Source organism: Nocardia sp. NPDC050718 (assembly GCF_040654235.1).
Lineage (GTDB): Bacteria > Actinomycetota > Actinomycetes > Mycobacteriales > Mycobacteriaceae > Nocardia.
On sequence record NZ_JBFAHQ010000008.1, the window covers coordinates 70,215 to 95,974 of the forward strand.

20 protein-coding genes are annotated in these 25,760 nt (G+C 71.2%); 13 read left to right on the forward strand and 7 right to left on the reverse strand.

What is annotated here, in order from left to right; translation table 11 throughout:
• Positions 1-44: 44 nt before the first annotated feature.
• The 6 genes from AB0H54_RS28875 to AB0H54_RS28900 are packed head-to-tail and all read left to right on the forward strand — an operon-like array spanning position 45 to position 12,141.
• Positions 45-7,808 carry an amino acid adenylation domain-containing protein gene (locus tag AB0H54_RS28875; RefSeq protein ID WP_357349559.1) on the forward strand — a complete coding sequence of 2,588 codons (7,764 nt, stop codon included), beginning with the start codon at positions 45-47 and terminating at the stop codon, positions 7,806-7,808.
• Positions 7,809-7,861: 53 nt separating this feature from the next.
• On the forward strand, positions 7,862-8,857 hold the full coding sequence (locus AB0H54_RS28880) for an ABC transporter substrate-binding protein (protein WP_357349561.1): 996 nt from the start codon (positions 7,862-7,864) through the stop codon (positions 8,855-8,857).
• A gap of 8 nt (positions 8,858-8,865) precedes the next feature.
• Positions 8,866-9,864 carry an ABC transporter substrate-binding protein gene (locus AB0H54_RS28885; RefSeq protein WP_357349563.1) on the forward strand — a complete coding sequence of 333 codons (999 nt, stop codon included), beginning with the start codon at positions 8,866-8,868 and terminating at the stop codon, positions 9,862-9,864.
• Positions 9,861-11,087 (forward strand): enterobactin transporter EntS, encoded by a 1,227-nt coding sequence (gene entS / locus AB0H54_RS28890; protein WP_357349565.1) that lies wholly within the window; start codon positions 9,861-9,863, stop codon positions 11,085-11,087. The genes AB0H54_RS28885 and entS overlap by 4 nt, the downstream gene beginning before the upstream one ends.
• Complete coding sequence (locus AB0H54_RS28895; RefSeq protein WP_357349567.1) at positions 11,084-11,923, forward strand: siderophore-interacting protein; 840 nt, start codon at positions 11,084-11,086, stop codon at positions 11,921-11,923. Before entS ends, AB0H54_RS28895 begins: the two co-directional genes overlap by 4 nt.
• Positions 11,924-11,925: 2 nt before the next feature.
• Positions 11,926-12,141: a phosphopantetheine-binding protein gene (locus AB0H54_RS28900; protein WP_357349569.1), complete on the forward strand. Its 216-nt coding sequence runs from the start codon at positions 11,926-11,928 to the stop codon at positions 12,139-12,141.
• Between the two features lie 43 nt (positions 12,142-12,184).
• Here the strand turns inward: AB0H54_RS28900 and AB0H54_RS28905 are convergent, their stop codons facing one another.
• Positions 12,185-13,843: an AMP-binding protein gene (locus tag AB0H54_RS28905; RefSeq protein ID WP_357349571.1), complete on the reverse strand. Its 1,659-nt coding sequence runs from the start codon at positions 13,841-13,843 to the stop codon at positions 12,185-12,187.
• An 87-nt stretch (positions 13,844-13,930) separates the two neighbouring features.
• Here AB0H54_RS28905 and AB0H54_RS28910 point away from each other — a divergent pair, with 87 nt between their 5' ends.
• The 4 genes from AB0H54_RS28910 (at position 13,931) to AB0H54_RS28925 (ending at position 17,420) form a co-directional block, all read left to right on the forward strand.
• Positions 13,931-14,764, forward strand: a complete 834-nt coding sequence (locus AB0H54_RS28910) for an SDR family oxidoreductase (RefSeq protein ID WP_357349573.1) — start codon at positions 13,931-13,933, stop codon at positions 14,762-14,764.
• Positions 14,765-14,774: 10 nt separating this feature from the next.
• A complete protein-coding gene (locus AB0H54_RS28915; RefSeq protein ID WP_357349575.1) occupies positions 14,775-15,911 on the forward strand; it encodes a chorismate-binding protein in 1,137 nt (378 codons plus the stop codon).
• A gap of 24 nt (positions 15,912-15,935) precedes the next feature.
• Positions 15,936-16,607: an isochorismatase family protein gene (locus AB0H54_RS28920; protein ID WP_357349577.1), complete on the forward strand. Its 672-nt coding sequence runs from the start codon at positions 15,936-15,938 to the stop codon at positions 16,605-16,607.
• Positions 16,608-16,676: 69 nt separating this feature from the next.
• Positions 16,677-17,420: a hypothetical protein gene (locus AB0H54_RS28925; protein WP_357349579.1), complete on the forward strand. Its 744-nt coding sequence runs from the start codon at positions 16,677-16,679 to the stop codon at positions 17,418-17,420.
• Positions 17,421-17,429: 9 nt separating this feature from the next.
• Here the strand turns inward: AB0H54_RS28925 and AB0H54_RS28930 are convergent, their stop codons facing one another.
• From AB0H54_RS28930 to AB0H54_RS28950, 5 genes are all read right to left on the reverse strand, one after another.
• Complete coding sequence (locus AB0H54_RS28930; protein ID WP_357349581.1) at positions 17,430-18,824, reverse strand: serine hydrolase; 1,395 nt, start codon at positions 18,822-18,824, stop codon at positions 17,430-17,432.
• Positions 18,825-18,859: 35 nt separating this feature from the next.
• The gene (locus AB0H54_RS28935; RefSeq protein ID WP_357349583.1) at positions 18,860-19,873 is read right to left on the reverse strand and encodes an alpha/beta hydrolase; all 1,014 of its coding nucleotides are present in this window, start codon (positions 19,871-19,873) and stop codon (positions 18,860-18,862) included.
• A 175-nt stretch (positions 19,874-20,048) separates the two neighbouring features.
• Positions 20,049-21,467 (reverse strand): NAD(P)(+) transhydrogenase (Re/Si-specific) subunit beta, encoded by a 1,419-nt coding sequence (locus AB0H54_RS28940; RefSeq protein WP_355283516.1) that lies wholly within the window; start codon positions 21,465-21,467, stop codon positions 20,049-20,051.
• A 17-nt stretch (positions 21,468-21,484) separates the two neighbouring features.
• A complete protein-coding gene (locus AB0H54_RS28945) occupies positions 21,485-21,787 on the reverse strand; it encodes an NAD(P) transhydrogenase subunit alpha (protein WP_019045334.1) in 303 nt (100 codons plus the stop codon).
• Positions 21,787-22,905 carry a Re/Si-specific NAD(P)(+) transhydrogenase subunit alpha gene (locus tag AB0H54_RS28950; RefSeq protein WP_357349585.1) on the reverse strand — a complete coding sequence of 373 codons (1,119 nt, stop codon included), beginning with the start codon at positions 22,903-22,905 and terminating at the stop codon, positions 21,787-21,789. The genes AB0H54_RS28945 and AB0H54_RS28950 overlap by 1 nt, the downstream gene beginning before the upstream one ends.
• 408 nt (positions 22,906-23,313) lie before the next feature.
• Here AB0H54_RS28950 and AB0H54_RS28955 point away from each other — a divergent pair, with 408 nt between their 5' ends.
• Genes AB0H54_RS28955 through AB0H54_RS28965 form a run of 3 tightly spaced genes read left to right on the forward strand, consistent with a single transcriptional unit; the run spans position 23,314 to position 25,270 of the window.
• A complete protein-coding gene (locus AB0H54_RS28955; protein WP_355283371.1) occupies positions 23,314-23,757 on the forward strand; it encodes an HIT family protein in 444 nt (147 codons plus the stop codon).
• Positions 23,754-24,596 carry a maleylpyruvate isomerase family mycothiol-dependent enzyme gene (locus AB0H54_RS28960; RefSeq protein ID WP_357349587.1) on the forward strand — a complete coding sequence of 281 codons (843 nt, stop codon included), beginning with the start codon at positions 23,754-23,756 and terminating at the stop codon, positions 24,594-24,596. The genes AB0H54_RS28955 and AB0H54_RS28960 overlap by 4 nt, the downstream gene beginning before the upstream one ends.
• The gene (locus tag AB0H54_RS28965) at positions 24,596-25,270 is read left to right on the forward strand and encodes a Type 1 glutamine amidotransferase-like domain-containing protein (protein ID WP_357349589.1); all 675 of its coding nucleotides are present in this window, start codon (positions 24,596-24,598) and stop codon (positions 25,268-25,270) included. The genes AB0H54_RS28960 and AB0H54_RS28965 overlap by 1 nt, the downstream gene beginning before the upstream one ends.
• Here the strand turns inward: AB0H54_RS28965 and AB0H54_RS28970 are convergent.
• The gene (locus tag AB0H54_RS28970; protein ID WP_357349738.1) at positions 25,241-25,714 is read right to left on the reverse strand and encodes a GtrA family protein; all 474 of its coding nucleotides are present in this window, start codon (positions 25,712-25,714) and stop codon (positions 25,241-25,243) included. The genes AB0H54_RS28965 and AB0H54_RS28970 overlap by 30 nt on opposite strands.
• Positions 25,715-25,760 lie beyond the last annotated feature (46 nt).

Sequence of the window (25,760 nt, forward strand, 5' to 3'; positions counted from 1 at the left end):
GGGCGAAGGGAGTTGCCGTGCCAACGGCGAAGCGGGGAGACACGATGACCGACGGTCTCGGGTTGCCACTGACCGGACCACAGCTCGGCATCTGGAACGCCCAGCGCTTCGACCCCGACTCCGGCCGGTACCTGGTCGGCGAGGTACTCGAGATCACCGGCGACACCCCGATCGATGTCGAGCTGCTCGCCGAGGCGATCCGGCGCACCGTCGCCGAGGCGGAGAACATGCGGCTGCGGTTCCGGGAAACCCCCGAGGGCCCACGGCAATTCGTCACCGAGGCCGCGGCGGAACTGCGGCCGACCGTCGATCTGCGGGCGGCCGCCGAGCCGATGGCGCTGGCCTACGAGGCCGTCGCGCTGGAACGGCACGATGCCGCCGAGCGGTGCCGCGGCATGGTCGACCGGCAGCTCTACAACTACACGCTGATCCGGGTCACCGATTCGGTCGTCTGGTGCGTGCAGCTGTACCACCACCTCATCGTCGACGGCTACAGCGCCGCGCTGCTGTCGCGCCGGGTCGCCGCGCACTACACCGCGCTGCGGCGCGGAAAGCCCGCCCCGAAGCGCACTTTCGGCACGATCGCCGAGCTGGTCGCGGAGGAGCGGACCTATCGGGACGGCCCCGAATTCACCGCCGACCGCGACTACTGGCGCGATCAGCTCACCCCGTGGCCCGATCTCGACGGGCGCGGCCGTCACCTCGGCGGCGTGGTGGAGCGGACCATCCGCGCCGAGACGGCGCTCTCCGCCGAGACACTGACCCAGCTGCGGGAGGCCGCCGACCGGCACGGCATCACCTGGGCCGACGCGCTCGTCGCCTGCTACGCCGCCTTCCTGCATCGCCTGCTCGGCACCGGTGACGTGGTGATCTCCATGCTGCTGATGGGCCGGGTCGGCCGGGCCGCCCTGCGCACGCCGTCGATGGCGGTCAACGTGCTGCCGCTGCGGGTCCGGGTCACCGCCGGTGACCGGCTCGGCGAGCTCGGCCCGCGCATCGCCGACACCCTGCGCGAGATCCGCGCCCACCAGCGCTACAGCGGCGACGACCTGGCCCGGGATTTCCACGGTCACGGCGCGGGCGAGCTGCTGCACGGCATCGGCATCAATCTCAAGGTCTTCGACTTCACCCTCGACTTCGACGGCGCGCGCGGCGTGCTGCGCAATGTGGCCGGTGGCCCGCCGGAGGATCTGAGCCTGACCGTCACCCCGCTGCCCGACGGCACGGTGCTGCTCGGCTTCGAGTCCGACGCGCGGTCCAACGACGCGGCGATGGTGCGGCGGCGGATCGCCGGCTTGACCCGGGCGATCACGGGCTTCATCGGGTCGGACAAGACCGCGGTGGGCGCGCTGGAGTTGCTCGATGCCGAGGAGCGGGAGCGGTTGCTGCTGGATCGGGCGGTCTCCCTGCGGCTCGATCCGGCGCCGTCGCAGGATGATTCGCTGCGCAGCGGACCGGATCTCGCGGCACTGGTGGCCGACCCGGCCGTCGGCGGCGCGGCGGCCGCGACCCGCGCCGACGTCGCCCAGTCATCGCGCCCGAACATCGCCGACGACACCCAGCCATCACGCCCGAACATCGCCGACGACACCCAGCCGCCGTGCTCGGACATCGCCGACGACGCCCAGCCGTCGCGTCCGAACATCGTCGACGGCGCCCAGCCGTCGCGCCCGGACGTTGCCGACGGCGCGTGTGCCACGGTCCAGGCCGAACTCGTCACGGACCTGCTCGATCGGGCACTCGCCGAACACTCCTCCGCCGTCGTGCTCAGCTCGGCGACCCGCCGCTACACCGGGGCCGAACTGGCGGACCGGATCGACCGGCTCGCCGGGTACCTGCACGACGCGGGCGTCGGCCCGGACACGATCGTCGGGCTCGCGCTCCCCCGCGACGTGGAGTTCGTGGTCGCCCTGCTCGCGGTGTGGCGGGCGGGTGGCGCGTATCTGCCCTTGGATCCGGAGCATCCGGTGGCGCGCCTGCGCGCGACGATCGACGATGCCGCACCCGTCCTGGTCCTCGGTTCGGCTGGACTGGCGGCCGAGCTCGGCGACGATGTCGTCGCGCTCGACGATCTCGACGACCAGCTCGATCGGCACCCGGGCCTCGCGGCCGAAGTCGCGTTGCGCCCCGACCACGCGGCCTACGTGATCTACACCTCCGGGTCGACCGGTCGGCCGAAAGGCGTTGTCGTGTCGCACGGCGCGCTCGCCGGGCTGGTCGCGGCCCACCGCGCCGGCATCTACAGCGCGGCCGCGCGGCGGGCGGGTGGTCGGCGGCTCACCGTCGCCCACACCACCTCGTTCGCGTTCGACGCGTCCCTCGACCCGCTGCTGTGGCTGCTCGACGGTCATCGAATCCACCTCTACGACAGCGAAACCCGGCGCGACCCCGCCGCGCTGGTCGCAGCGTTCGCGCGCGACGGCATCGATGTCGTCGACGGCACCCCGACGCTGGTAGCGGCCCTGCTCGAGCACGGGCTCGCCCCGACTCCACCCGCCCCCGACGGCTCGCGAACGCCCGGCACTCCGATGATCTCCGACGACCTCACCGCGACCGAGCGACCGGCGGCGATCGGCGTCAGCGAGCCCGCCGGAGGATCGACGCCGGCTTTCCGCGCCGCAGCGCGGCGACCCGACGCGACAGTGACGCACGCCGTGGCGCCGGTGCTCGACCAGGCCGGTTCGGCGCGGCGGCCCACACTGATCGTCGTCGGCGGCGACGCCTGCTCGGCAGAGCTGTGGAGCGCGCTGGACCGGGCCGGGGTCGCGGCGGTCAATATGTACGGGCCGACGGAAGCCACCGTCGATGTACTCGGCGCGCCGATCGACGGCGACGGCCCCCGCATCGGGCTGCCGCTGGCGGGCTCGCGGGTACACCTGCTGGACAACGGTTTACAGATCGTCGCGGATGGTCAGGTCGGCGAGTTGTATCTGGCCGGACCGCAGCTGGCCCGGGGATACCTGGGCAGATTCGCCACCACCGCGGGCGCTTTCGTCGCCGATCCCTACGGGCCGCCCGGCGCGCGGATGTACCGCACCGGTGACCGGGCACGCTGGGTGCCCGGCCGCGGCTACGAGTACCTGGGTCGCGTCGACAATCAGGTGAAGATCCGTGGACACCGGGTCGAACTCGGTGACGTGGCGGCGGCCCTGGCCGGTCTGCCCGAGATCCGGTCCGCTGCCGCCGATATCCGTGAGATCGGCGGTCGCCCCGCCCTGATCGGCTACGTGGTCGCGGCACCCGGTCTCGACACCGCGGCGATCCGCACCCGCTTGGCCGACCTGGTGCCCGAGCACATGGTGCCCGCCCGCCTCGTCGTCCTGGACCAACTGCCGAGCACGGTCAACGGCAAGCTCGACCGCGCCGCCCTGCCGGACCCGGCCGCCGACACGGTCGGCAGGCTTCCCGAGACCCGTGCCGAACACGCTGTCCACGAGGCGATCTCGACGACGCTCGGCCTCGACACGCTCAGCATGGACGACGACTTCTTCGCCGTCGGTGGCGACAGCATCACCGCCATCACCGTCAGCAGCGCCCTGCGCGCCGACGGCCTGCCCCTGTTGCCCCAGCAACTCCTGACCCGCCGCAGCCTCGCCACCCTGGCGGCCGAGGCCGCCGCCCAGACCACGCCGGACACCGCGGCGGCACCCGGCGGTGACCCGCGCGGCGGCTCGGCACCCCTGCCGGGTGACCCGGCCCCGGCGGCGACGCTCGACTCCCGTTCCGCGCGGGCCGCCGAGACGGCGCGTCGGACTCCCGGTGCCCTGATCCCGTCGCTCACCGCGGCCGATCTCGACGCGCTGGCGCAGACCTACGGCCCGATCGCCGACGTGCTGCCGTTGTCACCGCTGCAAGAGGGCTTGGTCTTCCACGCCCTTCGCGACGGCGCCGACGACATCTACACGATGACGGCGCGCTTCACCCTCGACGGCGTGATCGAGCCGGCGCGGCTCGGCGCGGCGTTCGAGGCCGTGCTGCGGCGGCATCCGAATCTCGGCGCTGCCTTCAGCTACGAGCGCTTCGACCAGCCGGTCCAGGTGGTGCCGCGCACTCCGGCCGTCGACTGGGCGGTCGAGGACCTGCGCGACAGTGCCGATCCCCGAGCGCAAGCGGACCTCGCGGTTCGGCGCGCAGGCGCAGAACCACTCGACATCGACCGCCCGCCGCTGATCCGCGCCCGCCTGATCCGGCTCACCGACACCACCCAGTGGCTGGTCCTGGTGGCCCATCACCTGCTCGCCGACGGCTGGTCGGTGCCGACGATGGTGCGCGAAACCCTCGCCGTCTACCGCGACGAAGCACTGCCGCCGGCACCGTCTTTCGGTGACTATCTCGACTGGCTGGCCGCCCGCGACACCACCGCGACCCTGCGCTGGTGGACCGACCGGCTCACCGGCCTCTCCTGCCCCAGCGTGCTCGCGACCCCGCTCCAGCACCGCGTCGTCGAGTCGACGCACGAGTCCGGGACACCGGCGGGCACGTCGTCCGAGCACGGTGCCAGCTCACGTCTGCGCCCGATCGGGCTGCGGGTCCCCCACGTCTCCGCCGTCGCGGAAACGCTGACCGCCACCGCGAGAGCCCACGGCCTGACCATGAGCACCGTGCTCCACGGCGCGTGGGCGATGGTGCTGGCCGAGCACTTCGGGCGCACCGATGTGGTGTTCGGGACCGTGGTGTCGGGGCGGCCCGCCGATCTGCCCGGTGTCGGCGCGATGGTCGGGTTGTTCAGCAATACCGTGCCGATGCGCGTCACGCTCGCCGACGGGCGGCCGGTGGCCGAGCAGTTCGCGGCCGTGCAGGACGCCTCGTTCGAGGCGCAGGCCCGGGGCTATCTGGGATTGGCGACCGTCGAGCGGGCGGTGGGCCTCGGGCGGCTGTTCGACTCCCTCGTGGTGTTCCAGAACTTCCCGAAAGCCGGTCTGCTGCAACCGGACCCCCGGGGCGTGCAGGTGGTCGACGTCGAGGTGGACGGGCTGACGGACTTCCCTGTCACCGTCACCGCGCTGCCCGGTGACGAGTTCACCCTGATGCTGCACCACGATCCGGTCGCCGTGCCCGCGCCGGTCGCCGCGCGCCTGGCCGATCGGCTCGGCGCGGTCCTGGCCGCCCTGGCCACCGACCTCGGGCGCACGGTCGCCGAGGTGACCGCGGTGGCGATGCCGCCGGAGACGGTCGGCACCACCCTGGCCGACTGGACCTCGACCACCCCGATCGACCCCGACGCGCCCGCGCTGACCGCGAACGGCGTGACCCTGACCTACCGCGAGTTCGACGCGCGGGTCGCCCGGCTGGGGCACTGGCTGATCGACGAAGGCGTCGGGCCGGAAACCGTGGTGGCGGTGACGATGACGCGCGGGATCGACGCGATCGTCGCCGCGCACGCGATCTGCCGGGCGGGCGGCGTCTACCTGCCGATCGACCCGCAGAGCCCGGCCCAGCGCGCCGACCGCATCCTGCGCACGGCCGAGGCGGCGCTGGTCCTCACCACCACCGCCGACAGTTTCGGCACCGAGCGCGCGCCGGTCGTCACGGTCGACGACCTCGATCTCACCGCCTTCCCTGCCACCCCGGTCACCGACCGCGACCGGCTCGCGCCGCTGCGACCGGCCGGTGCGGCGTATCTGCTGTTCACCTCGGGTTCCACCGGTGAGCCCAAGGGCGTGAGCGTGTCGCACGCGGCGATCATCAGCACCTTCGCCTGGATGCAGCGGCGGCACCGGCTCGCGCCGGGCGACACCGTCCTGTACCGCACCGCGGCCACCTTCGACGCCTCGATGCTGGAGCTGTTCTGGCCGCTGCTGGTGGGCGCGCGGGTGCTGGCCGCGCCCGTCGAGGGACGGCTGGACCGCGATCCGCACCAGATCGCCGAGCTCATGGCCCGCGAGCGAGTGAGCATGCTGCAGATGACCTCGTCGATGCTGACGGTGCTCGCCGAGGAAGCCGACCTGAGTGGTTGCACCGCACTGCGTTTCGCGGTCACCGGCGGCGAACCGCTGCCGCCGGGCACCGCGCGGCGGATCCGGACGGCCACCGGCGCGAGCGTGCACAACCTGTACGGCCCCACCGAGGCCGCGGTCTGCATCACCCACCACGAGACCTCCGACGCCGACGGCGGCACCGTGCCCATCGGGGTGCCAGCGGCGGGCTCGGACGTCCGCGTGCTCGGTACCGATCTGCGCCCGGTGCCGCCGGGCGAGATCGGCGAGTTGTACCTCACCGGAGCGCAATTGGCGCGCGGCTACCTGTCCCGTCCCGGCCGCACGGCCGGGTCGTTCGTCGCCGATCCCGGCGGCACCGGCGACCGCATGTACCGCACCGGCGATCTGGTCAGCTGGGGTCCGCACGGGGAACTCGACTACGTCGGCCGCGCCGACAGCCAGGTGAAGCTGCGCGGCCAGCGCATCGAGCTGGGCGAGATCGAAGCCGCCCTGCTGACCACCCCCGGCGTCGCGCACTCGGCGGTGCTCCTGCGCGAGGACACCCCCGGCGACCAGCGCCTGGCCGCCTACCTCGTCGCCAAGGCCGGCATCGCGATCGACATCGCGGCCGTGCGCGCCGCACTGCGCACCGCCCTGCCCGCCTACATGGTCCCGGCGGCCTTCGTCGTGCTCGACCGTATCCCCCGGACGGCCAGCGAGAAGATCGACCGCAAGGCCCTGCCGGTCCCGGTCTACGACTCGACCGCAGGGCCGAACGGTCACGTGCCAACACCCGCGACAGCGCAGGGCGAGACCGCCGATCGCGCCGCGAGGTCCGGCACAGGCGGAGCCGTCGTCTTCGACGATGCCCACCCATCCCGGCAGCAGGACGCCGCCGCAAGGGCGAACGGTGCGGAGGCGGCCGACCTGGTCGCCGACATCCGGGCGGCGATGGCGGTGGTGTTGTCCGCCCCCGACCTCGGCGACGGCGACGACTTCTTCGCCGCGGGTGGTCATTCGCTGACCGCGGTCAGGGTCGTCGGCCGATTGCGCCGCGCGGGTTTCGACGTCGTCCTCGACGACATCTTCGAAGCGCCGACCGCTGTCGCGCTGGCGGCGCGAATCAACCGCGAGGACAACGGCACCGAGCCCGGCCGGACTGCGAGCGCTTGGGGCACCCGCCTCGATCACGTGCTCGAACTCCGGGGCGGCGCGGGCGAGCCGCTGTTCTGTATCCATCCGGTCGGCGGCACCGCCTGGCAGTTCGGTCCGCTCGCCGGACTCCTGCGCGCCGACCGCCCGATCATCGGCCTGCAACTACCGACCTTGAGCGACAGCACTTTCCAGGCCGAGACCATCGACGACCTGGCCGCCCACTACCTGGCCACGATCCGCCGGATCCAGCCGCACGGCCCGTACCACCTGCTCGGCTACTCCCTCGGCGGCACCATCGCGCACGCCATCGCGGCCGCGCTGACCGCCGCGGGCGAGCGGGTCGCCTTCACCGGGCTGATCGATGCCTTCGCGCTCGCCGATCTCGCCGGGCAGGCCGCCAGGGCCGCCGCCGACCCCGCCGAGCTGGACCGGCTGCTGCCCGAAATCCCCGAGGACGCACCGGAACTGGCGACGATCCTGCGCGGCGCGGCGACCACCCTGCTCGGCCTGGTCACCGCGTCCGCCCCGGCCGCCTACGACGCGCCGATGGCCCTGTACGCCGGCGACACCGGAACCACGCCGGGCCGCACCGACGCCCAGATCGCCGGGTGGCAGGCGGCGGGCGCCCGGCTGGTGGTGCGCAGGCTGCCCTACTCCCACTTCGAGATCGTGTCGCCCGCCGGTTGGGCCGAGGTCGCGGCACTGCTCGACACAGACCCGGCGCTCAGCGCATGAGCCTCCCGCCCAGCGCTGTTCGCCGTTCGGAAGAAATGAGGAAATCCCCGTCCATGTTCACCAACCGCTCATCGGGCCGCCTCCGCGCCGCCCTCGCCTTCCTGGTTCTCGCGCTCGTCGCGGTGCTCACCGCCTGCGGTAGCTCGGATTCCGGGTCCGCCGACACCGGCCCGCGTGAGGTGCCCTCCGCGAAGGGCCCGGTCAAGGTGCCCGCCGACCCGCAGCGCATCGTGGTGCTCAACGGCAATCTGGCCGGCTACCTCTACGACCTCGAGGCCACCGTCGTCGCGGCCGACCCGCGCCTGCTGGGCGTGCCCAACAAGCCGGGCGAGTTCCCCGCTGGCTGGGCCGAGGACGCGAAGAAGCAGGGCACGCAGGCCGTGCCGTCCGGGGACAACATCAACCTCGAGTTCATCGCCGCCCAGCGCCCCGACCTGATCATCGGCGGCGGCCAGGGCTACCCGGGCCAGCAGTCGGTGAACGCCTACGACCAGCTCACCGCCATCGCCCCGACGGTGCTGCTACCGACCGAGACCACCTACTGGCAGGACCAGCTGCGCTTCATCGCCACGACGGTGAACAAGCCGGCCAAGGTCGACACCCTGATCGCGAACTACCAGGCCAAGCTGGCCGAGGCCAAGAGCAAGATCAAGGCGCCCGCCGGCGCGACCGTCGTCATGCAGTCGATCAAGAGCCAGAAGCCGACGGTCTTCGTGCCGACCGCCGCGCTGCCGACCCTGCTCTCGGAGGTCGGTTTCACCCTGGACACCCAGGTGGAGGCCAAGGCCGGTAACCCGGCCAAGGAGCAGAGCGCCGACTTCATCAGCTTCAGCCCCGAACTGCTGAACACCGTGATCGACGCGCCCGTGCTGTTCACCATCCCGCTCAGCGGCGGCCGGTCGCTCGAGGAACTGCGCGCCGACCCGATGTACGCGACGCTGCCCTCGTTCAAGGCGAACAAGGTCTTCGAGCTGCCCGCGACCAGCTCGCGGCCCGACTACCGCACCGTCATGAGCACCCTCGACCTGCTCGTCGAGCGCTTCAAGTGAGGCCGGCCGTGTTGACCCGATCCACCGGCCGCGTCCGCGCGGCCCTGGCCGTCCTGGCCGTCGCCTCGATCGCCGCGCTCACCGGCTGCGGCACGTCCGCCGACGAGGCGAAGGACACCGCCTCGGGCACCCGTGAGGTGGCCACCGCGCGCGGCACCGTCTCGGTGCCGTCCGACCCCAAGCGCATCGTCGTACTCAATGGCGCGCTGGCCGGCTACCTCTACGACCTGGACGCCCCGGTCGTCGCGGCCGATCCGCGACTGCTCGGTGTCGCCACCCCCAAGGGCGAGTTCCCGCAGGTGTGGGCCGCCGACGCGAAAGAGCAGGGCACCCAGGTCGTCCCGACCGGCGAGGACATCAATCTCGAGTTCGTCGCCGCCCAGCGGCCCGATCTGATCATCGGCGGCGGTCAGGGCTACCCGGCCCAGCAGACGCTCAACGCCTACGACCAGCTCAGCGCCATCGCCCCGACCGCGCTGATGCCGGCCGGCACCACCGACTGGCAGGAGCAGCTGCGCTATCTGGCCGACCTCGTCGGTCGCGGCGACCAGGTCGACGGCCTGCTCGGCAACTACCGCACCAAGCTGGCCGAGGTGAAGTCCGCCATCAAGATCCCGGCGGGCAACACCACGCTGGTGCAGTCGGCCAAGGGCGACAAGCCGGTCGTCTTCGTGCCGTCCGCCTCGCTGCCGAAACTGCTGGCCGAGGTCGGTTTCGCCCTCGACACGCAGGTGAAGGCCAAGGCCGGCAACCCGGAGATGCCCGAGGCCGCCGACTACTTCTCGATGAGCCCGGAGCTGCTCAACACCGTGGTCGACGCGCCGGTGACCTTCGTGGTCACCATCAACGGCGGACGCTCCCTCGAGCAGCTGCGGACCGACCCGCTCTACGCGAAGCTGCCGTCGTTCACCGCGAACACGGTGTACGAGCTGCCCGCGATCAGCTCGCGACCGGACTATCGCACGGTCATGAGCACCCTCGAGCTGCTGAAGGATCGTTTCAAGTGACGGCGACCGGCGGCCTGCTCCTCGACCTCAGCCCGCTGCGGGCGTCGCGCCCGTTCCGGTGCGCGTTCGCGGCGCGGCTGGTGTCGGTGCTCGGCATCGGGCTGCTCATGGTGGCCCTGCCGTTGCAGGTCTATCAGCTGACCGGGTCGAGCCTGCAGGTCGCCGGGGTCGCCACCACGACCGCGGCGGCCCTGTTCGCGGGCAGTCTCGCCGGCGGTGTGGTCGCGGACCGGTACGACCGGCGCACGGTGATCCAGTGGTCGCGCAGTGCGGCGGGCATCGGCTTCCTGTTGCTCGGCGTGAATGCCGTGCTGCCGGACCCGCTGCTGCCGGTGATCTACCTCGCCGCCGTGATCGACGGCCTCGCGGGCGGGGTCAGCGGATCGGCGCTGATGGCGATGGTTCCGGCGCTCGTCGGCCGCGAGAAGGTCGCGGCCGCAGGGGCGCTGGTGTCGCTGACCACCGACCTCGGCACCATGATCACCCCGGCGATCGCCGGGCTGCTCGTCGCGAAAACCGGCGTGGCCTCGGCCTATTTCCTCTGCGCGCTCGCGACCACCGCGACCGTCGGGCTGATCACCGCGATCGGCCCGTCGCCGCCGCCGGAGCGGGATCTACAGAACCCCCTGCGCGAGCTCGTCGCGGGCATCTCCTTCGCGGTGCGCCACGAATCCATCCGGCTGATCCTGCTGACCGGCCTGATCGCGATGCTGGTCAGCGGACCGCTGGTGCTGCTGCCCGCCTTCGCCGATGTCGAACTCCACGCGGGCCCCGGCACTTTGGGCCTGCTCTACGCGGCGCCCGGTGCGGGCGCGGTACTCGGTTCGCTCACCAGCGGCTGGATGAGTCGCGCCAATACCGGACTGGCGCTGCTGGTTTCGCTCGCGCTCATGCCGCTCGGCGTGATCGCGGCGGGGCTGTGGTCGCACGCGGCGCTGGTGTTCCTCGGGCTCGCCGGGTTCGGCCTGGCCAGGGCCGTGAACATGGTGCTGCGCTACGCGATGTTGCAGCGCGCCGCACCGGACCACATGCGCGGCCGGATGTCGGGACTGCTGATGGTGCAGTCGGTCACCGGTACCGCGGTCGGCTCCATGGTGGCCGGAACCGTCGGCCAATTCTTCGCTCCGGGAACCGCGCTCGTGCTCTACGGCGTCGTCGTCCTGGTACTCACCGGCCTGATGGCGCTCGCCGCCGGGCCGCTGCACAGAAAGGAACAGAGGTGAAGGATCGCAGTGCCTACGCCGCGAACATCGCCGAGGTGCTCGGCGGTGCGCACGGCGCGAAGGTCCCCTATCCGATCGGCCTGCAGGAAGTGGAGGTGATCCGCACCGCGCGGATCGGCTCCGCGCTGTTGCGGATCACCTTCGGCGGGCCCGAGCTGGCGACGTTCCACAGCTATGTCCCGGATGAGCATGTGCGCCTGATCTTCCCGTGCGAGGACGGCGTGCTGCGGCTGCCCGAACGCGACGGCACCTCGCTGGAATGGGGCACGCCGCGTCCGGTCTCGCGCGAGTACACGGTGCGCCGCCACAGCATTCCCGACGGCGAACTCGACATCGACTTCGCCCTCCACCCCGGCGGCCTCGCCTCCGACTGGGCGAGCGCGGTGACCCCGGGCACCAGGGTGCACATCGCCGGTCCGCCCGGCGGCGTCGTCGTCCCGGATTCCTACGACCGGTACCTGCTCGCCGGTGACATCACCGCGCTGCCCGCCATCGCCCGCTGGCTGGAGCGGATGCCGCGCACCGCGGCGGGCTGGGCCTTCATCGAGGTGGCCGACGCGGCCGAGCAGATCGCGATCGACGCCCCCGACGGCGTCGAGGTGCGCTGGCTGCATCGCGGCGCGGCCGAGGCGGGCACCAGCGACATCCTGGAGCAGGCCGTGCGCACCGTGGAAGTGGCCGCCGGACAGCGGGTCTACGCCTGGGTAGCGGGCGAGGCGGGCTGCCTGCGCGGCATCCGCAAGGTGGTCCGCACCGACCTGGGCATCGGCCCCAAGGACTCGCTCATCGCCGGCTACTGGAAGCGCGGCGTCGCCGACTTCGATCGAGAGGAATGACCATGACCGACGATCAGGTGATCGGCGATGTCGCCACGGCGCTGGGTGTGGACCCGGCCGAACTCACCGCGGACACCGATCTGCTCGACGCCGGACTCGATTCGGTGCGCATCATGTCGCTGGTGGAGAAATGGCGGTCGGACGGTTACGCCCACATCGACTTCCCCACGCTGGCGGGCGATCCCGTGCTCGGATCATGGATCGAGCAACTGGCCTGACCGGCCCGGGGGCGGCGCGATGAGCGCGCCGCCCCCGGCGCGGTCACTGCCCGAGCGCGCCGTCGGCGAGCAGCTGCCGCAGCTCCTTGCGGCTGGTCTTGCCGACGCCGGTCGCCGGGAACTCGTCGACGACGACGACGGTGTCGGGCATCTTCCACGCCGCGACACCGCGCGCGCGGACGAACGAACGCACCGTGATCAGGGACGGTCGCACGGCCGGATCGGCGGGCTGGACGAACGCGCAGATGCGCTGTCCCAGCACCGGATCCGGGGTGCCGACGATCACCGCGTCCCGCACGTCCGGGTGCTCGAGCAGATGCGCCTCGAGCTCCTCGGCCGATACTTTCTCCCCGCCCCGGTTGACCCAGTCACCGGCCCGGCCCGCGACCACCAGGTTGCCGTCCGGGCGCACGGCGACGATGTCGCCGGTGCGGTACCAGCCCTCGGCGGTGAAGCTGCGGGCGTCGGCCTCGGGATTGTCGTAGTAGCCACGAATCGTGTACGGCCCCTGCGTGATCAGGTTGCCGGTCGCGCCCGGTGCCACCTCGGCGCCGTGGTCGTCGACCACCGCGATCCGGTCGTGCTCGGACATCGGACGGCCCTGGGTGCCGACCACCACGTCGATCGGATCGTCGAGCCGGGTGTAGCAGACCAGCCCCTCGGCCATGCCGAACACCTGCTGCAGGGTCACGCCGAGGGCGGGGCCGACCCGGCGGGCCAGCTCCTCCTGGCAGCGCGCCCCGCCCACCTGGACCACCCGCAGGCTGGACAGATCGGGGGTGTCACCCGCTTCGGCCCGCTCGGTCCACAACCGGGCCAGCGGTGGCACCAGGCCGGTGATGGTGACGCCGAACCGCTCGATCAGCGGGAACGCCGTCGCCGGCGTCGGATCGGGGGTCAGCGCGACGGCGCCGCCCGCCCACAGCGCGCCGAGGATGCCCGGCGAACTCATCGGGAAGTTGTGCGCCACCGGCAGCGTCGCGAGATACACGGTGTCGCTGTCGAGTTCGCAGATCTCGGCGCTGCGCCGCACGCTGTAGAGGTAGTCGTCGTGGGTGCGGGCGATGAGCTTCGGGATGCCCGTACTACCACCGGAGAGCTGCAGGAACGCGACGGCACTCGCCGACGGTCCCGCCAGTTCGCCCGGGGTGTCGCGGAATTCGGCGATGTCGTGCACATCGGCGGACAGCTCGCGCCCCGGTTCGTCGAGCACCAGCAGCAGGTGCCGCAGGCTCGGCACCTCGGCGCGGACCGACTCGGCCAGCGCCGCGTAGTCGAAGCGCTGGTGCGTGCCGCAGGTGATCATCGCGGTCGCCGCGGCGGCGGTGGCGATCGGGACCAGCTCGGCACCGCGGTGCGCGGGCAGGCAGAACACCGGCAGCGCGCCCAGCTTGAACAGCGCGAAGATCACCTCCACGAATTCGGCGCGGTTGGGCAGCTGGACCAGCACCCGGTCGCCCGCGCCGAGGCCGAGCCGCTCCAGGCCGGTGGCGAGCGCACTCGACCGGTGGTCGAGCTCGGCGTAGGTCCAGCTGTTCGCCGGGTCGAGCACGGCGATCCGGTCGGGTGCGGCGGCCGCGCGCGCGGCGAGCACATCGGCGAAAGTCTCACCGGTCCAACAGTTCTGCTCTCGATAGCGTTGCGCCAGCTCAGTGGGCCACGGGGTGAAGCCGGGGAGCACGGGATCGGTCAAGTCGAGCACCTCTTTCCAACGGACCTGCGGGCGTTCCCGTCGGATGTTGTGAGGGAAGGTAACCATCCGACGATGAATTCAGGTTAGGCTAACCTCATGTCAAATGGTGATCTCACCGGACGGAACGTTGTCGTGACCGGCGCGGCCGGGGGTATCGGCGCCGCGATCGCCGCCCGGTTCGCCGCCGAGGACCGGGTCGTCTCCCTGTGGGACCTCGATCCCCGGGTGCACGCGACCGCCGCCGCACTCGCCGCTCCGCGGGACGGCGCCGATAGCGATGACATCGACTGTTCCCCAACGGCTTCTGTGCACAGCCAGGAGGTGGACGTCAGCGACGCCGACTCCGTGCGACGTGCCTTCGACCAGCTGACCGCCGCGCACGGACCGGCCGATGTGCTGGTACACGCCGCGGGCGTCATGGTCGGCGGGAGCGCCCTCGAACTCGACGCCGCAGACTGGGCGAGGTGCCTGAGCGTGAACGCCACCGGGACCATGCTGGTCACCCAGCGCGCGGCCGCCGACATGGCCGCCGCGGGCCGGGGGTCGATCGTCGTGGTCTCCTCCAACGCCGCGGCCGCACCGCGCGTCGGCATGGCCGCCTACGGCGCCGCCAAGGCGGCCGCGACCGCCTTCACCAGGTCGCTGGCCCTGCAGGTCGCGCCGCTCGGGGTGCGGGTCAATCTCGTGTCCCCCGGGTCCACCGATACCGCCATGCTGCGCGACATGTTCGGCGGCACGCCGCTCGACGACGACGCCGAGACCGCGCTCCTCGACGGCGACCCCGCGGTCTACCGGCTCGGTATCCCGTTGCGCCGCATCGCCGCTCCCGCCGACATCGCGGCGGCCGTCCACTTCCTGGCGTCCGACGGCGCCCGCCACATCACCATGCACGACCTGCGGGTCGACGGTGGCGCGACGCTCGACATGTGAAACCGAAAGGGTGAGCACCATCAGTACCGACAGTTCAGACCCCGCTTTCGTCCTGTCCCGTCCGCAGCGGACCGTGTCCGCGTCCGCGGGCGGGACGATCTTCCGATCGGCGCACGACGCGGTGACCGCGCTGCGCAGCGGCCGGATCAGCCACATCGTCGGCGCGCTGCCCTTCACCCCCGGTGCGCCGACGGCACTGTGGGCACCGGACTCGGTGCGCGTCACCGAGGCGCCCCACCGCCGGGCACCGGGCACCCGACTCCCCCACTTCGCCATCGACGCGGCGGTGCCCGCTCCCGACGAGCACCAGCGGCGGGTGGCCGGTGCCGTCGAACTGCTCGCCGATCCCGGCCATCCCCTGCGTAAAGTGGTGCTGGCCAGGGCTATTCGCGCGGTGTCGCCGCAGCCGGTGCGGGCGACCGACATCCTGGATCTGATGGTGGCCTCGGACCCGCTGTCGAACGGTTTCCTGGTAGACCTCTCCGCCGCCGGTGGCCGATATCTCGGCCGTCACCTCGTCGGCTCCAGTCCCGAGATCCTGGTGCGCCGCACCGGAACCGAGATCCTGAGCCACCCGCTGGCGGGCTCGGCCCGGCGTATCACCGACGATCCGGCCGCCGATCGCGCCGCCGCCGACGCGCTGCTCACCTCCACGAAGGACCACGCCGAGCACCGCTATGTCGTCGATCAGGTGGCCGCCGTGCTCAGTGACCGCTGCGCCGAAGTCGACACGTCCGCACCGGAACTCACCGCGACGCCGGCCATGTGGCACCTCGGCACGCCGATCTCGGCGACCGTCCCGCTCGCCGGTCCCTCCGCGCTCGAACTCGCGGTGGCCCTGCACCCCACCCCGGCGGTCTGCGGCACGCCCACCGGCGCCGCCGCCCGGCTCATCGCCGAACTCGAAGGTGAACGTGGGTTCTACGCGGGCGCGGTCGGCTGGTGCGACGCCGACGGCAACGGCGAGTGGATGGTGAGCATCCGCTGCGCCGAACTGTCCGCCGACGGCACCACCCTGCTCGCGCACGCGGGCGGCGGCATCGTCGCCGCGTCCGATCCCGCGGCCGAACTGGCCGAGACCACCGGCAAATTCCAGCGCATCCTCGCCCCGCTCGGGATCGCCGACCTGCCCGTTTCCGTCGGCTGACGCCGACCCCACCGAAAGGCCGTCATGCCGATTCCCAAGATCGCGCCGTATCCGATGCCCGGCGCCGACGAGTTCACCGCCGACCAGGTGGCCTGGACCGTCGAACCCGGCCGCAGCGCCCTGCTGATCCACGACATGCAGCAGTACTTCCTCGACGCCTACGACATCTACCGCGACCCCGCCCGGACCCTCATCGCGAACATCGCGCGGCTGCGCGACCGCTGCCACGAACTCGACATCCCGGTGATCTACACGATGCAGCCGGGCAACCAGCACCCCTCACGGCGCGGCATCCTCGCCGACTTCTGGGGTACGGGCATGGCCGAGGGCGCCGACACCGAGGTGATCAACGCCATCGCCCCCGAGCCGCAGGACATCCAGGTCACCAAGTGGCGGTACTCCGCCTTCCAGCGCACCGACCTGCGCGAACTGCTCGGCTACTACGGCCGCGACCAGCTGCTGATCACGGGCGTGTACACCCACATGGGCTGCATGCTCAGTGCCGCCGAGGCGTTCATGAGCGATGTGCGGCCGTTCCTGGTCTTCGACGCGACCGCCGATTTCAGCCGCGACGAGCACCTGATGGCGCTGAACTACGTCGCGCGGCGCTGCGGCGCGGTCACCGGGACCGAGGAGCTGATCCAGCAGCTCGGCACCGCGCCCGCCGCCGAGAAGGCACAGCGGCGCACCGCCTGACGATTGGCACGCGGGTTCGGCTGTGGCACAGTCGGACCCGCGATTGTCGTGTGGGAGTGGGGGACATCGGTGCGCAAGATCGTCGGCCTGGAGCCGTTCATCACCGAGCGGGCGGCGCTGCTCGAAGAGGGCAACCGCCTCAGCGCGGTCTACAAGGAGCTGGGCGCGTGCGAGGAGGGGTGGGCCGCCTTCTACGGTGCCAGTGCGCTGCACGACCGCTACCGCGAGCTGCTGCCCGACATCGTGGTCTCGCGGTGCCCGTTCCGGGATGAACTGGTGTACTGGCCGCTCGACATCGTCGACGTCGACGGCTGGTTCTGGAGCTCGTTCCATACGGTGCGCCGCTTGGACCCGGTGCCGCGCAGCTGGTTGCTGATGGTCGGCGCGATGCGGCTCGACGGTCCGATGGCGCCCGCGCCGTTCCTTCGTGTGCTCGGCCCCGATGTGCCCTACGTCTTCCCCGGGGTCCTCGCTCATCCCGACATGCGGGCCGTGATCACCCAGGTGCGGATCGGCCCGCACACCGGCTGGCCGATCACCTATCACTGCGCCACCTACCGGCCACGCGGCATCGCGCTCGAACCGGTCTGGGGCAGTGATCATTACGAGGTCGATCAGGCCCCGGGCAGATACGCGGCCTGGGACGACAACTGGGGCTCGAACCGCCCCGACTTCGATCTGCGGCCCTGGCTCGACAACGGCACACTCCTGTGGATCGCCCCCGACGACCCCACCGCCACCCTGCGCACCGGCTCCGCCGACTGCCCCTACCTGGACCTCCCCGGCACGCGCAAGCACAACCGGCCGTACTGAGCCGACGCCTCAGCGCGGCGTGTTGCCGAGTGCGAGCACCGCGGCCGCCACCTGCCCGCCGACATCGAGGACGAGGCGGAACACGTCGACGGCGACGAACGAGCCGTCGCACCACAGGATGTTGCAGCCGGTCGAGGCGTACGGCCCGACCCCGAGCAGGATGGCCGCGGCGGTGCCAGGGTCCGCCAGCCGGGCGAGGTCGTCCGGGGTGCGGATCGACAGCGGCGGATGGTCGAGACCGAGCGGGTCGACGTAGGGCTCGGCGGGGATTCCGGTCACCGCCCGGGTGACGCGCTGGAACAGCTCCTTGTTGTCGGGGTTGCCGCTGCCGGTGAGCATGGCGACCGGGTTGTCCAGGTCGACCCGCAGCGGGACGCCGAGGCGCACCACGACCAGGTCGCGGCTCGGGATGACGGTCAGGAACTGGCCGAGCGCGCCCTCGTAGGAGTACATGTCGCGCGGGGAGCCGGGGAATTGCGGACGATCGTAGGAGACCGCGGTCGGCACCTCGGTGCCCCGGTAGGTATCGCCGGAGTTGAGCCAGGTCAGGAATCCGTAGCCCGGATTGGCGGTGGTACCGGTGGTCGCCTGACGCAGGTAGTCGGCGGCGATGAGCTGCGCGCCACCCCAGCGGCCCTCCTGGAGCAGGAGCCTGCCGAGGCGGGCGAGGTCGTCGGGGCGCATGGCCAGCCCACCGTTGACGGCGGTGTTGCCGCTGCGGTCGCGCAGCCACACCCAGTTGGCGCGGTCGATGCCCAAGGGCGCGAAGAGTTCTCGCTGGGCGAAGTCCTGGAAGTCGACGCCGGTGGCGATCTCGACGATCTCCGCCAGCAGCATCGGGGTGTTCTGGGCGTATTGGAACGTGCTGTCGGGGGCGTGGTCGGCGGGCGCGGCGAGCGTTTGCCCGACCGCGTCGGTCTGGAGTCCGGCGAGGTCGGCGGGCCAGCTGAAATGCAGGCCGGTCGTCTGGGTCAAGACCTGGCGCACCGTGAGATTCGCGTGCGCCGGGTCGGCCAGGGGGAAGAATTTCCCGAGCGGGTCGTCGACGCCGAGGCGCCCCAGGGTCACGGCCCTGCCGACCACCGCCGAGGTGACGCCTTTGGTGGCGCTGGCCAGCGGCAGTGGCACGTTCGCGGTCGGGGTGCGGTCGCCGACGAGGCAGCCGTGCCGATAGACCTGGACCGCGATTCCGCCCGCGCGCGTGCCGAAGTCGAGCGCGTCCGTCAGCACGGCGGCGTCCATGCCCACGTCCTCGGGGGTCGCGCGGGGCGCCGCGTGCCCGGGTACCGGCTCGGCGCAGCGGTGTTCGCCGCTCGGGTCGGCGGACACGACCGGCGCCGCCGCCACGAGGGCGGTGAGCGCGGCGGCCGCGAGGACAGCTGGCCGGAACAGGCGGCGGGACATGGTGGATCTCTTTCCGATCGTCGGGGTGCGGTAGCTCATCGCAGGCTGTCGGCCCGTGCGTTGCGCTCGACGCTGTAGTAGGTGCGATCCGCCCGCAGCAGCCAGTCGGGGCCGACGAAGAACCGGCGGGCGGTGTCGTCGTCGAAGGCGACGTACTTCAGCCAGGCCACCGCCGTCCCGGCGGACAGGTACGCGCCGGGGCCGTCGACCGGCGAGAAATGGCTCACGCCACGGGCATTGGCGATCCAGGCCGGGGCGTGGAAGGTGAGGTTGTACTGCCACCAGCGCACCCAGGCGAAATCGGGAACGACGAAATCGTTGTAGCCGGTGAGGAACAGCGTCGGCACCCCGATGAGGGCACCGACGCCCACCGGTCCCGGTTCGATCGCCAGCACGCCGATCACCGCGAAGTCCGGATCGATCGCCCCGGCGATCGGCGGGAACAGCGCCGCGGCCTGCAGGGAGGCGCCCCCGCCCGCGGAATGCCCGGCGAGCACGGTGCGCCCGAGATCGATCCGCCCGAACAGCGGCGAACCGGGATCGCGGTGCTGGTCGATCGCCGAGGCCAGGCCGATCGCGGGCAGGTAGGCCAGCGAGTTGACGAAGTCGTAGGTGATCACCACGACGAAGCCGTGGCCCGCCCACTGCCGGGCCAGGGTGTCGTACATGCCGGGATTGGACGTGATGCCGCCCTCGAACAGGATCAGCGGGGCCTTGTCCGCACCCGCGAGATCGGCCGGGTAGTAGGTGTTCACGCCGACCGGCGACTGCAAGCCGTAGGGGAACGCCTGGGTGCATCGCGCGTCGTCCCGGTTGCCGAACAGGTGCACGGTGAGGTGCGCGATCATCCCGGCGACGGATTCCTGACAGGGGTTGGTGACCGTCGGCGTGGCCACCGGGTGCGGTCCCGGCCGATCGAAGACGCTCTGCGCGGTGACACCGGGCGTGATGTCCTGCGCGTGCGCGAGGCCGGGAAGGCCGACGGCGAGTACCGCCGCCAGCACAGCGGTGAACAGCGAGCGTGGTCGGCGGGTGAGCGACCTCGTCATCGAGGACTCCGTTCTGCACACCGGTTCCCCGGCCTCCTTTGAGACGCCATCGTCTCAAACAAGAGAGTAGTGGGAATGTGGTGTGCGACACAACCATCGATTGTCGCGGTCACCAACAGCAGCGGGCCCCGCTGTTCTCGGAGAACAGCGGGGCCCGTGTGCGTAGCCGCGTGGGTTACAGCGCCTTCAGTTCCTCGGTCACCGCACCGACGGACTTCTTGGCGTCGCCGAACAGCATGGAGGTGTGGTCGGCGTAGAACAGCGGGTTGTCGATGCCGGCGAAGCCGGAGTTCATCGAGCGCTTCAGCACGATGACGCTCTTGGCCTGGTCGACATTGAGGACCGGCATGCCGTAGATCGGGCTGGACTTGTCCTCGCGCGCTGCCGGGTTGGTGACGTCGTTGGCGCCGATCACCAGGACCACGTCGGTCCGGTTGAACTCGCCGTTGATGTCGTCCATTTCCTTCATGGCGTCGTAGGAGACCTCGGCCTCGGCCAGCAGCACGTTCATGTGCCCGGGCATACGACCGGCGACCGGGTGGATCGCGTACTTGACCTCGACACCCTTGCCCTCGAGCAGGGACGCCATCTCCTTGACCGCGTGCTGGGCCTGGGCGACGGCCATACCGTAGCCGGGCACCACGATGACCTGGTTGGCGTAGGCCATCTGGATCGCGGCGTCGGCGGCCGAGGTGGCCTTGGCCGACTTGGCCTCGCCGCCACCGCTCGCGGCCGCACCGCCGCCACCACCGAAACCACCGGCGACGATGGCCGGGATGGAGCGGTTCATGGCCTTGGCCATCAGGTTGGTGAGGATGGTGCCGGACGCGCCGACGATCATGCCCGCGACGATCATCGCGGTGTTGTTCAGTGCCAGACCAGCGGCCGCGGCCGACAGCCCGGTCAGGGCGTTGAGCAGCGAGATGACGACGGGCATGTCCGCGCCGCCGATCGGCAGCACGACCATCAGGCCGAGGATGCCCGCGAGCACCAGCAGCGCGATCATCCACAGCTGCGAGACGCCGCCGTTGTCGGCGCCGAGGCCGATCACCACGGCGCAGACCACCGCGCCGACGAGCAGCAGCAGGTTCAGCGGCTGCTGCAGCTTGCCGATGCCGATCGGCTTGCCGGACAGGATCTCCTGCAGCTTGGCGAAGGCGATGATCGAGCCCCAGAACGACACCGAACCGATCACCGCGGCGAACAGCGAGCCGATGATGATGTGGATGTTCGGCTCGTCGTGCAGCTGGGAGAAGCCCGAGCTGTCGATGAACTCGGCCCACGCGATGAGCGCGACCGTGCCACCACCGACACCGTTGAACGCGGCGACCAGCTGCGGCATCTCGGTCATCTTGGTGCGCACGGCGGGCGGAACACCCAGTGCCACACCGACGACCAGGCCGCCGGCGATCAGGATCCAGTTCAGCAGCTCGGTGTGCCGGATGGAGATCAGCGTCGCGATGACGGCGATCGCCATACCGACGGCGGCGATCTGGTTGCCGCGCACCGCGGTCTTCGGGCCGGTCAGGCCCATCAGACCGTAGATGAACATGGAGAAGGCCACGATGTAGAGGCCGTTGACCAGGTAGGTCATGTTGTCGACTGCGTGCATCACTCGGCCGCCTTCTTCTTACCCTTGAACATGCCGAGCATGCGGTCGGTGACCACGAAGCCACCGATGACGTTCAGCGTTCCGAACACCACGGCGACGAACAGGATGATCTGGACCAGCAGGGACGGGTCCTTGACGTTGCCCAGCGTCACCAGCGCGCCGAGCACGACGATGCCGTGGATGGCGTTGGTGCCCGACATCAGCGGGGTGTGCAGGGTGTTGGGGACCTTGGAGATGACGGCGAAGCCGACGAATCCGGACAGAACCAGGATCGCGATGTTCGCGAGAAGTTCGGTGTACATCAGGCTTCCACCTCACGGGTGACGCAGGAATCGGCGAGCACCTGATCGTCGAAATCGGGCGCGAGCTTGCCGTCGACCAGCATCAGCTCCAGCAGCGCCGCGATGTTCTTGGAGTACAGCTCGCTGGCGTGCTCGGGCATGGTGGCGGGCAGGTTCAGCGGCGAGGCGATGGTCACCTCGTGCTTGACGACGATCTCGCCGGGCTCGGTGAGCTCGCAGTTGCCGCCGGTCTCACCGGCCAGGTCGACGATCACGCTGCCGGGCTTCATGCCCTCGACAGCGGCGGCGGTGACCAGGCGCGGCGCGGGACGACCCGGCACCAGCGCGGTGGTGATGACCACGTCGAAGCCCTTGATGGCGTCCTCGAGCGCCTTCTGCTGCTGGGCCTTCTCGTCGTCGGTGAGTTCGCGGGCGTAGCCGCCCTCACCGGCGGCGTCGATGCCGAGGTCGAGCCACTGGGCGCCGACCGAGCGCACCTGATCGGCGACCTCGGGGCGCACGTCGTAGCCGGTGGTGCGGCCGCCGAGGCGCTTGGCCGTGGCCAGCGCCTGCAGGCCGGCGACACCGACACCGAGCACCAGCACGGTGGCCGGCTTCACGGTGCCCGCGGCGGTGGTCAGCATCGGGAAGAAGCGGGTGGACTCGGAGGCGGCGAGCAGCACGGCCTTGTAGCCGGCGACGTTGGCCTGCGAGGACAGCGCGTCCATCACCTGGGCGCGCGAGATACGCGGGATCGCCTCGACGGCGAACGCCTGCACCCCGGCGGACTTCAGCGCGCCGATCTGGTTCTCGGCGTTGCGGGGCGCGAGGAACCCGATCAGGGTCTGCCCGGACGACAGCTTGGCCACCTCGGCATCGCTGGGCGGGGCGACCTTGACGACGACCTCGGCCGACCACGGGTCACCGATGGTGGCGCCCGCCTCGACAAAGGCTTCGTCGGGGATGAGGGCGCCGAGGCCTGCACCGGCTTCCACGACCACCTCGACACCCTGCTTGGACAGGGCGGGGATGATCTTGGGCACCAATGCGACCCGCCGCTCACCCGCACCGGATTCGCGAACGACTCCGACACGCGCGCCGCGCGGCGAACCCTCGCCCACGTTTTGCGTTGTCTCCACTAGTCAGACTTCCTTCTTGTGCTGGCTTCGAGCCGGGGAACAACGGGTCAGCCGACGTTACTTGCGAGTAGGTTCGGCTGAAATCCTCGCTACTGTACTCGGCTCGCGGTGAGCCTAGCCGAGATGCCGGTCACATCGGCGGGCTGGACCATCCACTGGGAAATCGGACAGAGCCGACCCGTTTCGCCAAGTTGACGACGTTTCCGCGCCTCGGACGCGACCCCGCGCCCGTCCTCAGATTCGTCGCCGCAGGTAGGGCCGGACAAGACCGCACCTGCCGGTGAGCTACCTACCTCCGGGTACGAATACTGGTCAGACGACCGGCTTGCTGGGCGCACGTGACGCGCGTCATGCCCGCAGGTGGTTCGGACTGTTGCGCGACCCACACCACACCGTAGGGTCGTCGCTGTGAACGACTGCGTCTTCTGTCGGATCGTGGCGGGTGCCGCACCGGCGACCAAGGTCTACGAGGACGACGCGGTGTGCGCGTTCCTCGACATCAGGCCGATCACCCGCGGACACACCCTGGTCGTTCCCAAACAGCACGCCACCGAGCTCGACGATCTCGATCCCGATCTCGGCGCGACGCTCTTCCGCACCGGGCACCGGCTCGCGCGCGCCCTGCGCCGCAGCGGCCTGAGCAGCGACGGCGCCAATCTCATCCTCAACGACGGCACCGCGGCCTTCCAGACCGTCGGCCACGTGCACCTGCACGTGGTGCCGCGCCGACACGGTGACAAGCTCAGCTTCGCCAAGGGCTTCCTGCTGCGCCGTCCCCACGAACCGAACTCGACCGCGGCCGCGATCCGCGCCGGCCTGACGGCGCTGGACTCTGAAGGAGCACAGGGATGACCGAGGGCACGCCCGACCGCGAACAGCTCACCGACCTGCTCGCCCAGCAGTGGGAGGCCATCGGGAACCTGGTGGCCGACCTCGACGAGAAGGCGTGGCGCAAGCCGTCGCCGCTGCCCGGCTGGACGCTGTTCGACGTGGTCGCGCACGTGATCGGCACCGAGTCGTGGCTGCTCGGCGAGACCCCGCCGCCGCACGACCCGCTGCGGCCCAAGACCGACGTGCGGACCCTGCCGCACGTGCGCAACGAGGTCGCGGTGCTCAACGAGATCTGGGTCGACCGACTACGCCCGCTGTCCGGCAAGCGCCTGCTCGCGCTGTTCGACGAGGTGACCGATCGACGGCGGGCCGCGCTGGTCGCGATGGACGAGCAGGCCTGGCAGACGCCGACGGTGTCGCCGGTCGGGCAGGTGCCCTACGGCCGGTTCATGCGGGTCCGCCTGTTCGACTGCTGGATGCACGAGCTCGACCTCGCCGACGGCATCGGCCGCACCGTGTCCGAGGGCGGCGCGCGCGCCGAGACCGCCTTCGCCGAACTCACCATCGGGCTGGGCCGGGCGGTGGTCAAGGGCGCCAAGGCCCCCGACGGCACCCGCCTGACCTTCGACCTCACCGGGCCGGTCACCCGGCAGATCCACCTCGCGGTGGCCGACGGCCGCGGCGCGGTCCTCGACGCCGCCGACGCCGAGCCGAATGCCGTGATCAGCATGGACTCCGGGCTCTTCGCGCGCCTGCGCGGCGGCCGGACCACCGCCGACGCGCATCGCGACGAGGTCATCGTCACCGGGGACAAGGCCCTCGGCGAGCGCCTCGTGCAGAATCTGGCCTTCACCATCTGATGCGGCTGTTCCTGGCGTCCTACCGGTTCGGCGCCTTCGCCGACCGGCTCGCCGGGCTGGTCGGCGCGCCGGGCGGCCGGGTCGCGGTGATCCCCAACGCCTGCGACGCGTGGCCCGCCGCGTGGGCGTCGGCGGTGGCCAGTGACCTGACCCCGCTCCGGCAGCACGGGTACGCGCCGGAGGTGGTCGACCTGCGCGACTACGTCGGCAAGCCGGGCGAGCTGGAACGGCACCTGCGCGCGTTCGCCATGCTGTGGGTGCGCGGCGGGAACACCTTCGTCCTGCGCGCCCAATTCGCCCGCAGCGGAGCCGATTCCGTGCTTCCCGCGTTGCTCGCCGAGGACGCCCTCGTCTACGCGGGCTACAGCGCGGGCGCCTGCCTGCTCGCCCCCGACCTGCACGGCCTGGAGACGATGGACGACCCCGCCGAAGTGCGGCCGGCCACCGGCGTCGAAGCGCGGTGGGACGGACTGGGTCTGGTGGATCGCCCGCTTGTCGTCCATCTGGACTCCCCCACCGACCCGGACGGCGAGTCCGCGCGGCTGCTGGCCCGCTATCGCGCCGACGGCACCGCGCACTGGGCGCTCACCGACGACGACGTCGTCCTGGTCGACGGCGAACACACCGAGGTGCTGCGCGGCCGCTCACCGATCGGCGACGACCGGCTCGGCTGAGCGCTTGCGCCGGAACACGATCCAGCGCATCGCGGAATACATGTAGACGGCCTCGCAGGCCCCGGCGGCCAGCCGCGCGACGTGGTACTCCACGCCGAGCGCCACCAGCCCGGAGCCGACCCCGAGGATGAAGGCCAGGTAGTTCACCAGCACCACGACCGCGTACACCACCGCCTGCTTGCCCATCGGCGCGTGCGAGTGGAAGTTGAAGGTGCGGTTGAGCAGGAAGGCCAGGCCGAACGCGGCGATGTAGGCCAGCGTGATCGACACCGGCACCGGCAGCCCGAGCCCGGAGTGCAGCAGCGTGAGCAGCAGCAGGTCGACCCCGAAGGTGAAGCTGTTGATCAGGCCGAAGCCGAGCAGTGTCGCGGGCACGATCCGGTCCAGCCCGAACGGCAGGCGGGCGACGACGGCCTCGCACCAGCGGGTGAACCGGTCGGCCATCGAATCGGTGACACCCGTGTGCTGCTCCACGACCGTCAGCGTGCCA

Excerpts from the sequence above, each read along its gene's own strand:
- AB0H54_RS28875 (WP_357349559.1), top strand. The coding sequence starts at position 45 with ATGACCGACGGTCTCGGGTTGCCACTGACCGGACCACAGCTCGGCATC.
- AB0H54_RS28965 (WP_357349589.1), top strand. The coding sequence starts at position 24,596 with ATGCGGCTGTTCCTGGCGTCCTACCGGTTCGGCGCCTTCGCCGACCGG.
- AB0H54_RS28940 (WP_355283516.1), bottom strand. The coding sequence starts at position 21,467 with ATGACCTACCTGGTCAACGGCCTCTACATCGTGGCCTTCTCCATGTTC.
- AB0H54_RS28920 (WP_357349577.1), top strand. The coding sequence starts at position 15,936 with ATGCCGATTCCCAAGATCGCGCCGTATCCGATGCCCGGCGCCGACGAG.
- AB0H54_RS28900 (WP_357349569.1), top strand. The coding sequence starts at position 11,926 with ATGACCGACGATCAGGTGATCGGCGATGTCGCCACGGCGCTGGGTGTG.
- AB0H54_RS28880 (WP_357349561.1), top strand. The coding sequence starts at position 7,862 with ATGTTCACCAACCGCTCATCGGGCCGCCTCCGCGCCGCCCTCGCCTTC.
- AB0H54_RS28970 (WP_357349738.1), bottom strand. The coding sequence starts at position 25,714 with ATGGCCGACCGGTTCACCCGCTGGTGCGAGGCCGTCGTCGCCCGCCTG.
- AB0H54_RS28910 (WP_357349573.1), top strand. The coding sequence starts at position 13,931 with ATGTCAAATGGTGATCTCACCGGACGGAACGTTGTCGTGACCGGCGCG.
- AB0H54_RS28930 (WP_357349581.1), bottom strand. The coding sequence starts at position 18,824 with ATGTCCCGCCGCCTGTTCCGGCCAGCTGTCCTCGCGGCCGCCGCGCTC.
- AB0H54_RS28945 (WP_019045334.1), bottom strand. The coding sequence starts at position 21,787 with ATGTACACCGAACTTCTCGCGAACATCGCGATCCTGGTTCTGTCCGGA.
- AB0H54_RS28960 (WP_357349587.1), top strand. The coding sequence starts at position 23,754 with ATGACCGAGGGCACGCCCGACCGCGAACAGCTCACCGACCTGCTCGCC.
- AB0H54_RS28935 (WP_357349583.1), bottom strand. The coding sequence starts at position 19,873 with ATGACGAGGTCGCTCACCCGCCGACCACGCTCGCTGTTCACCGCTGTG.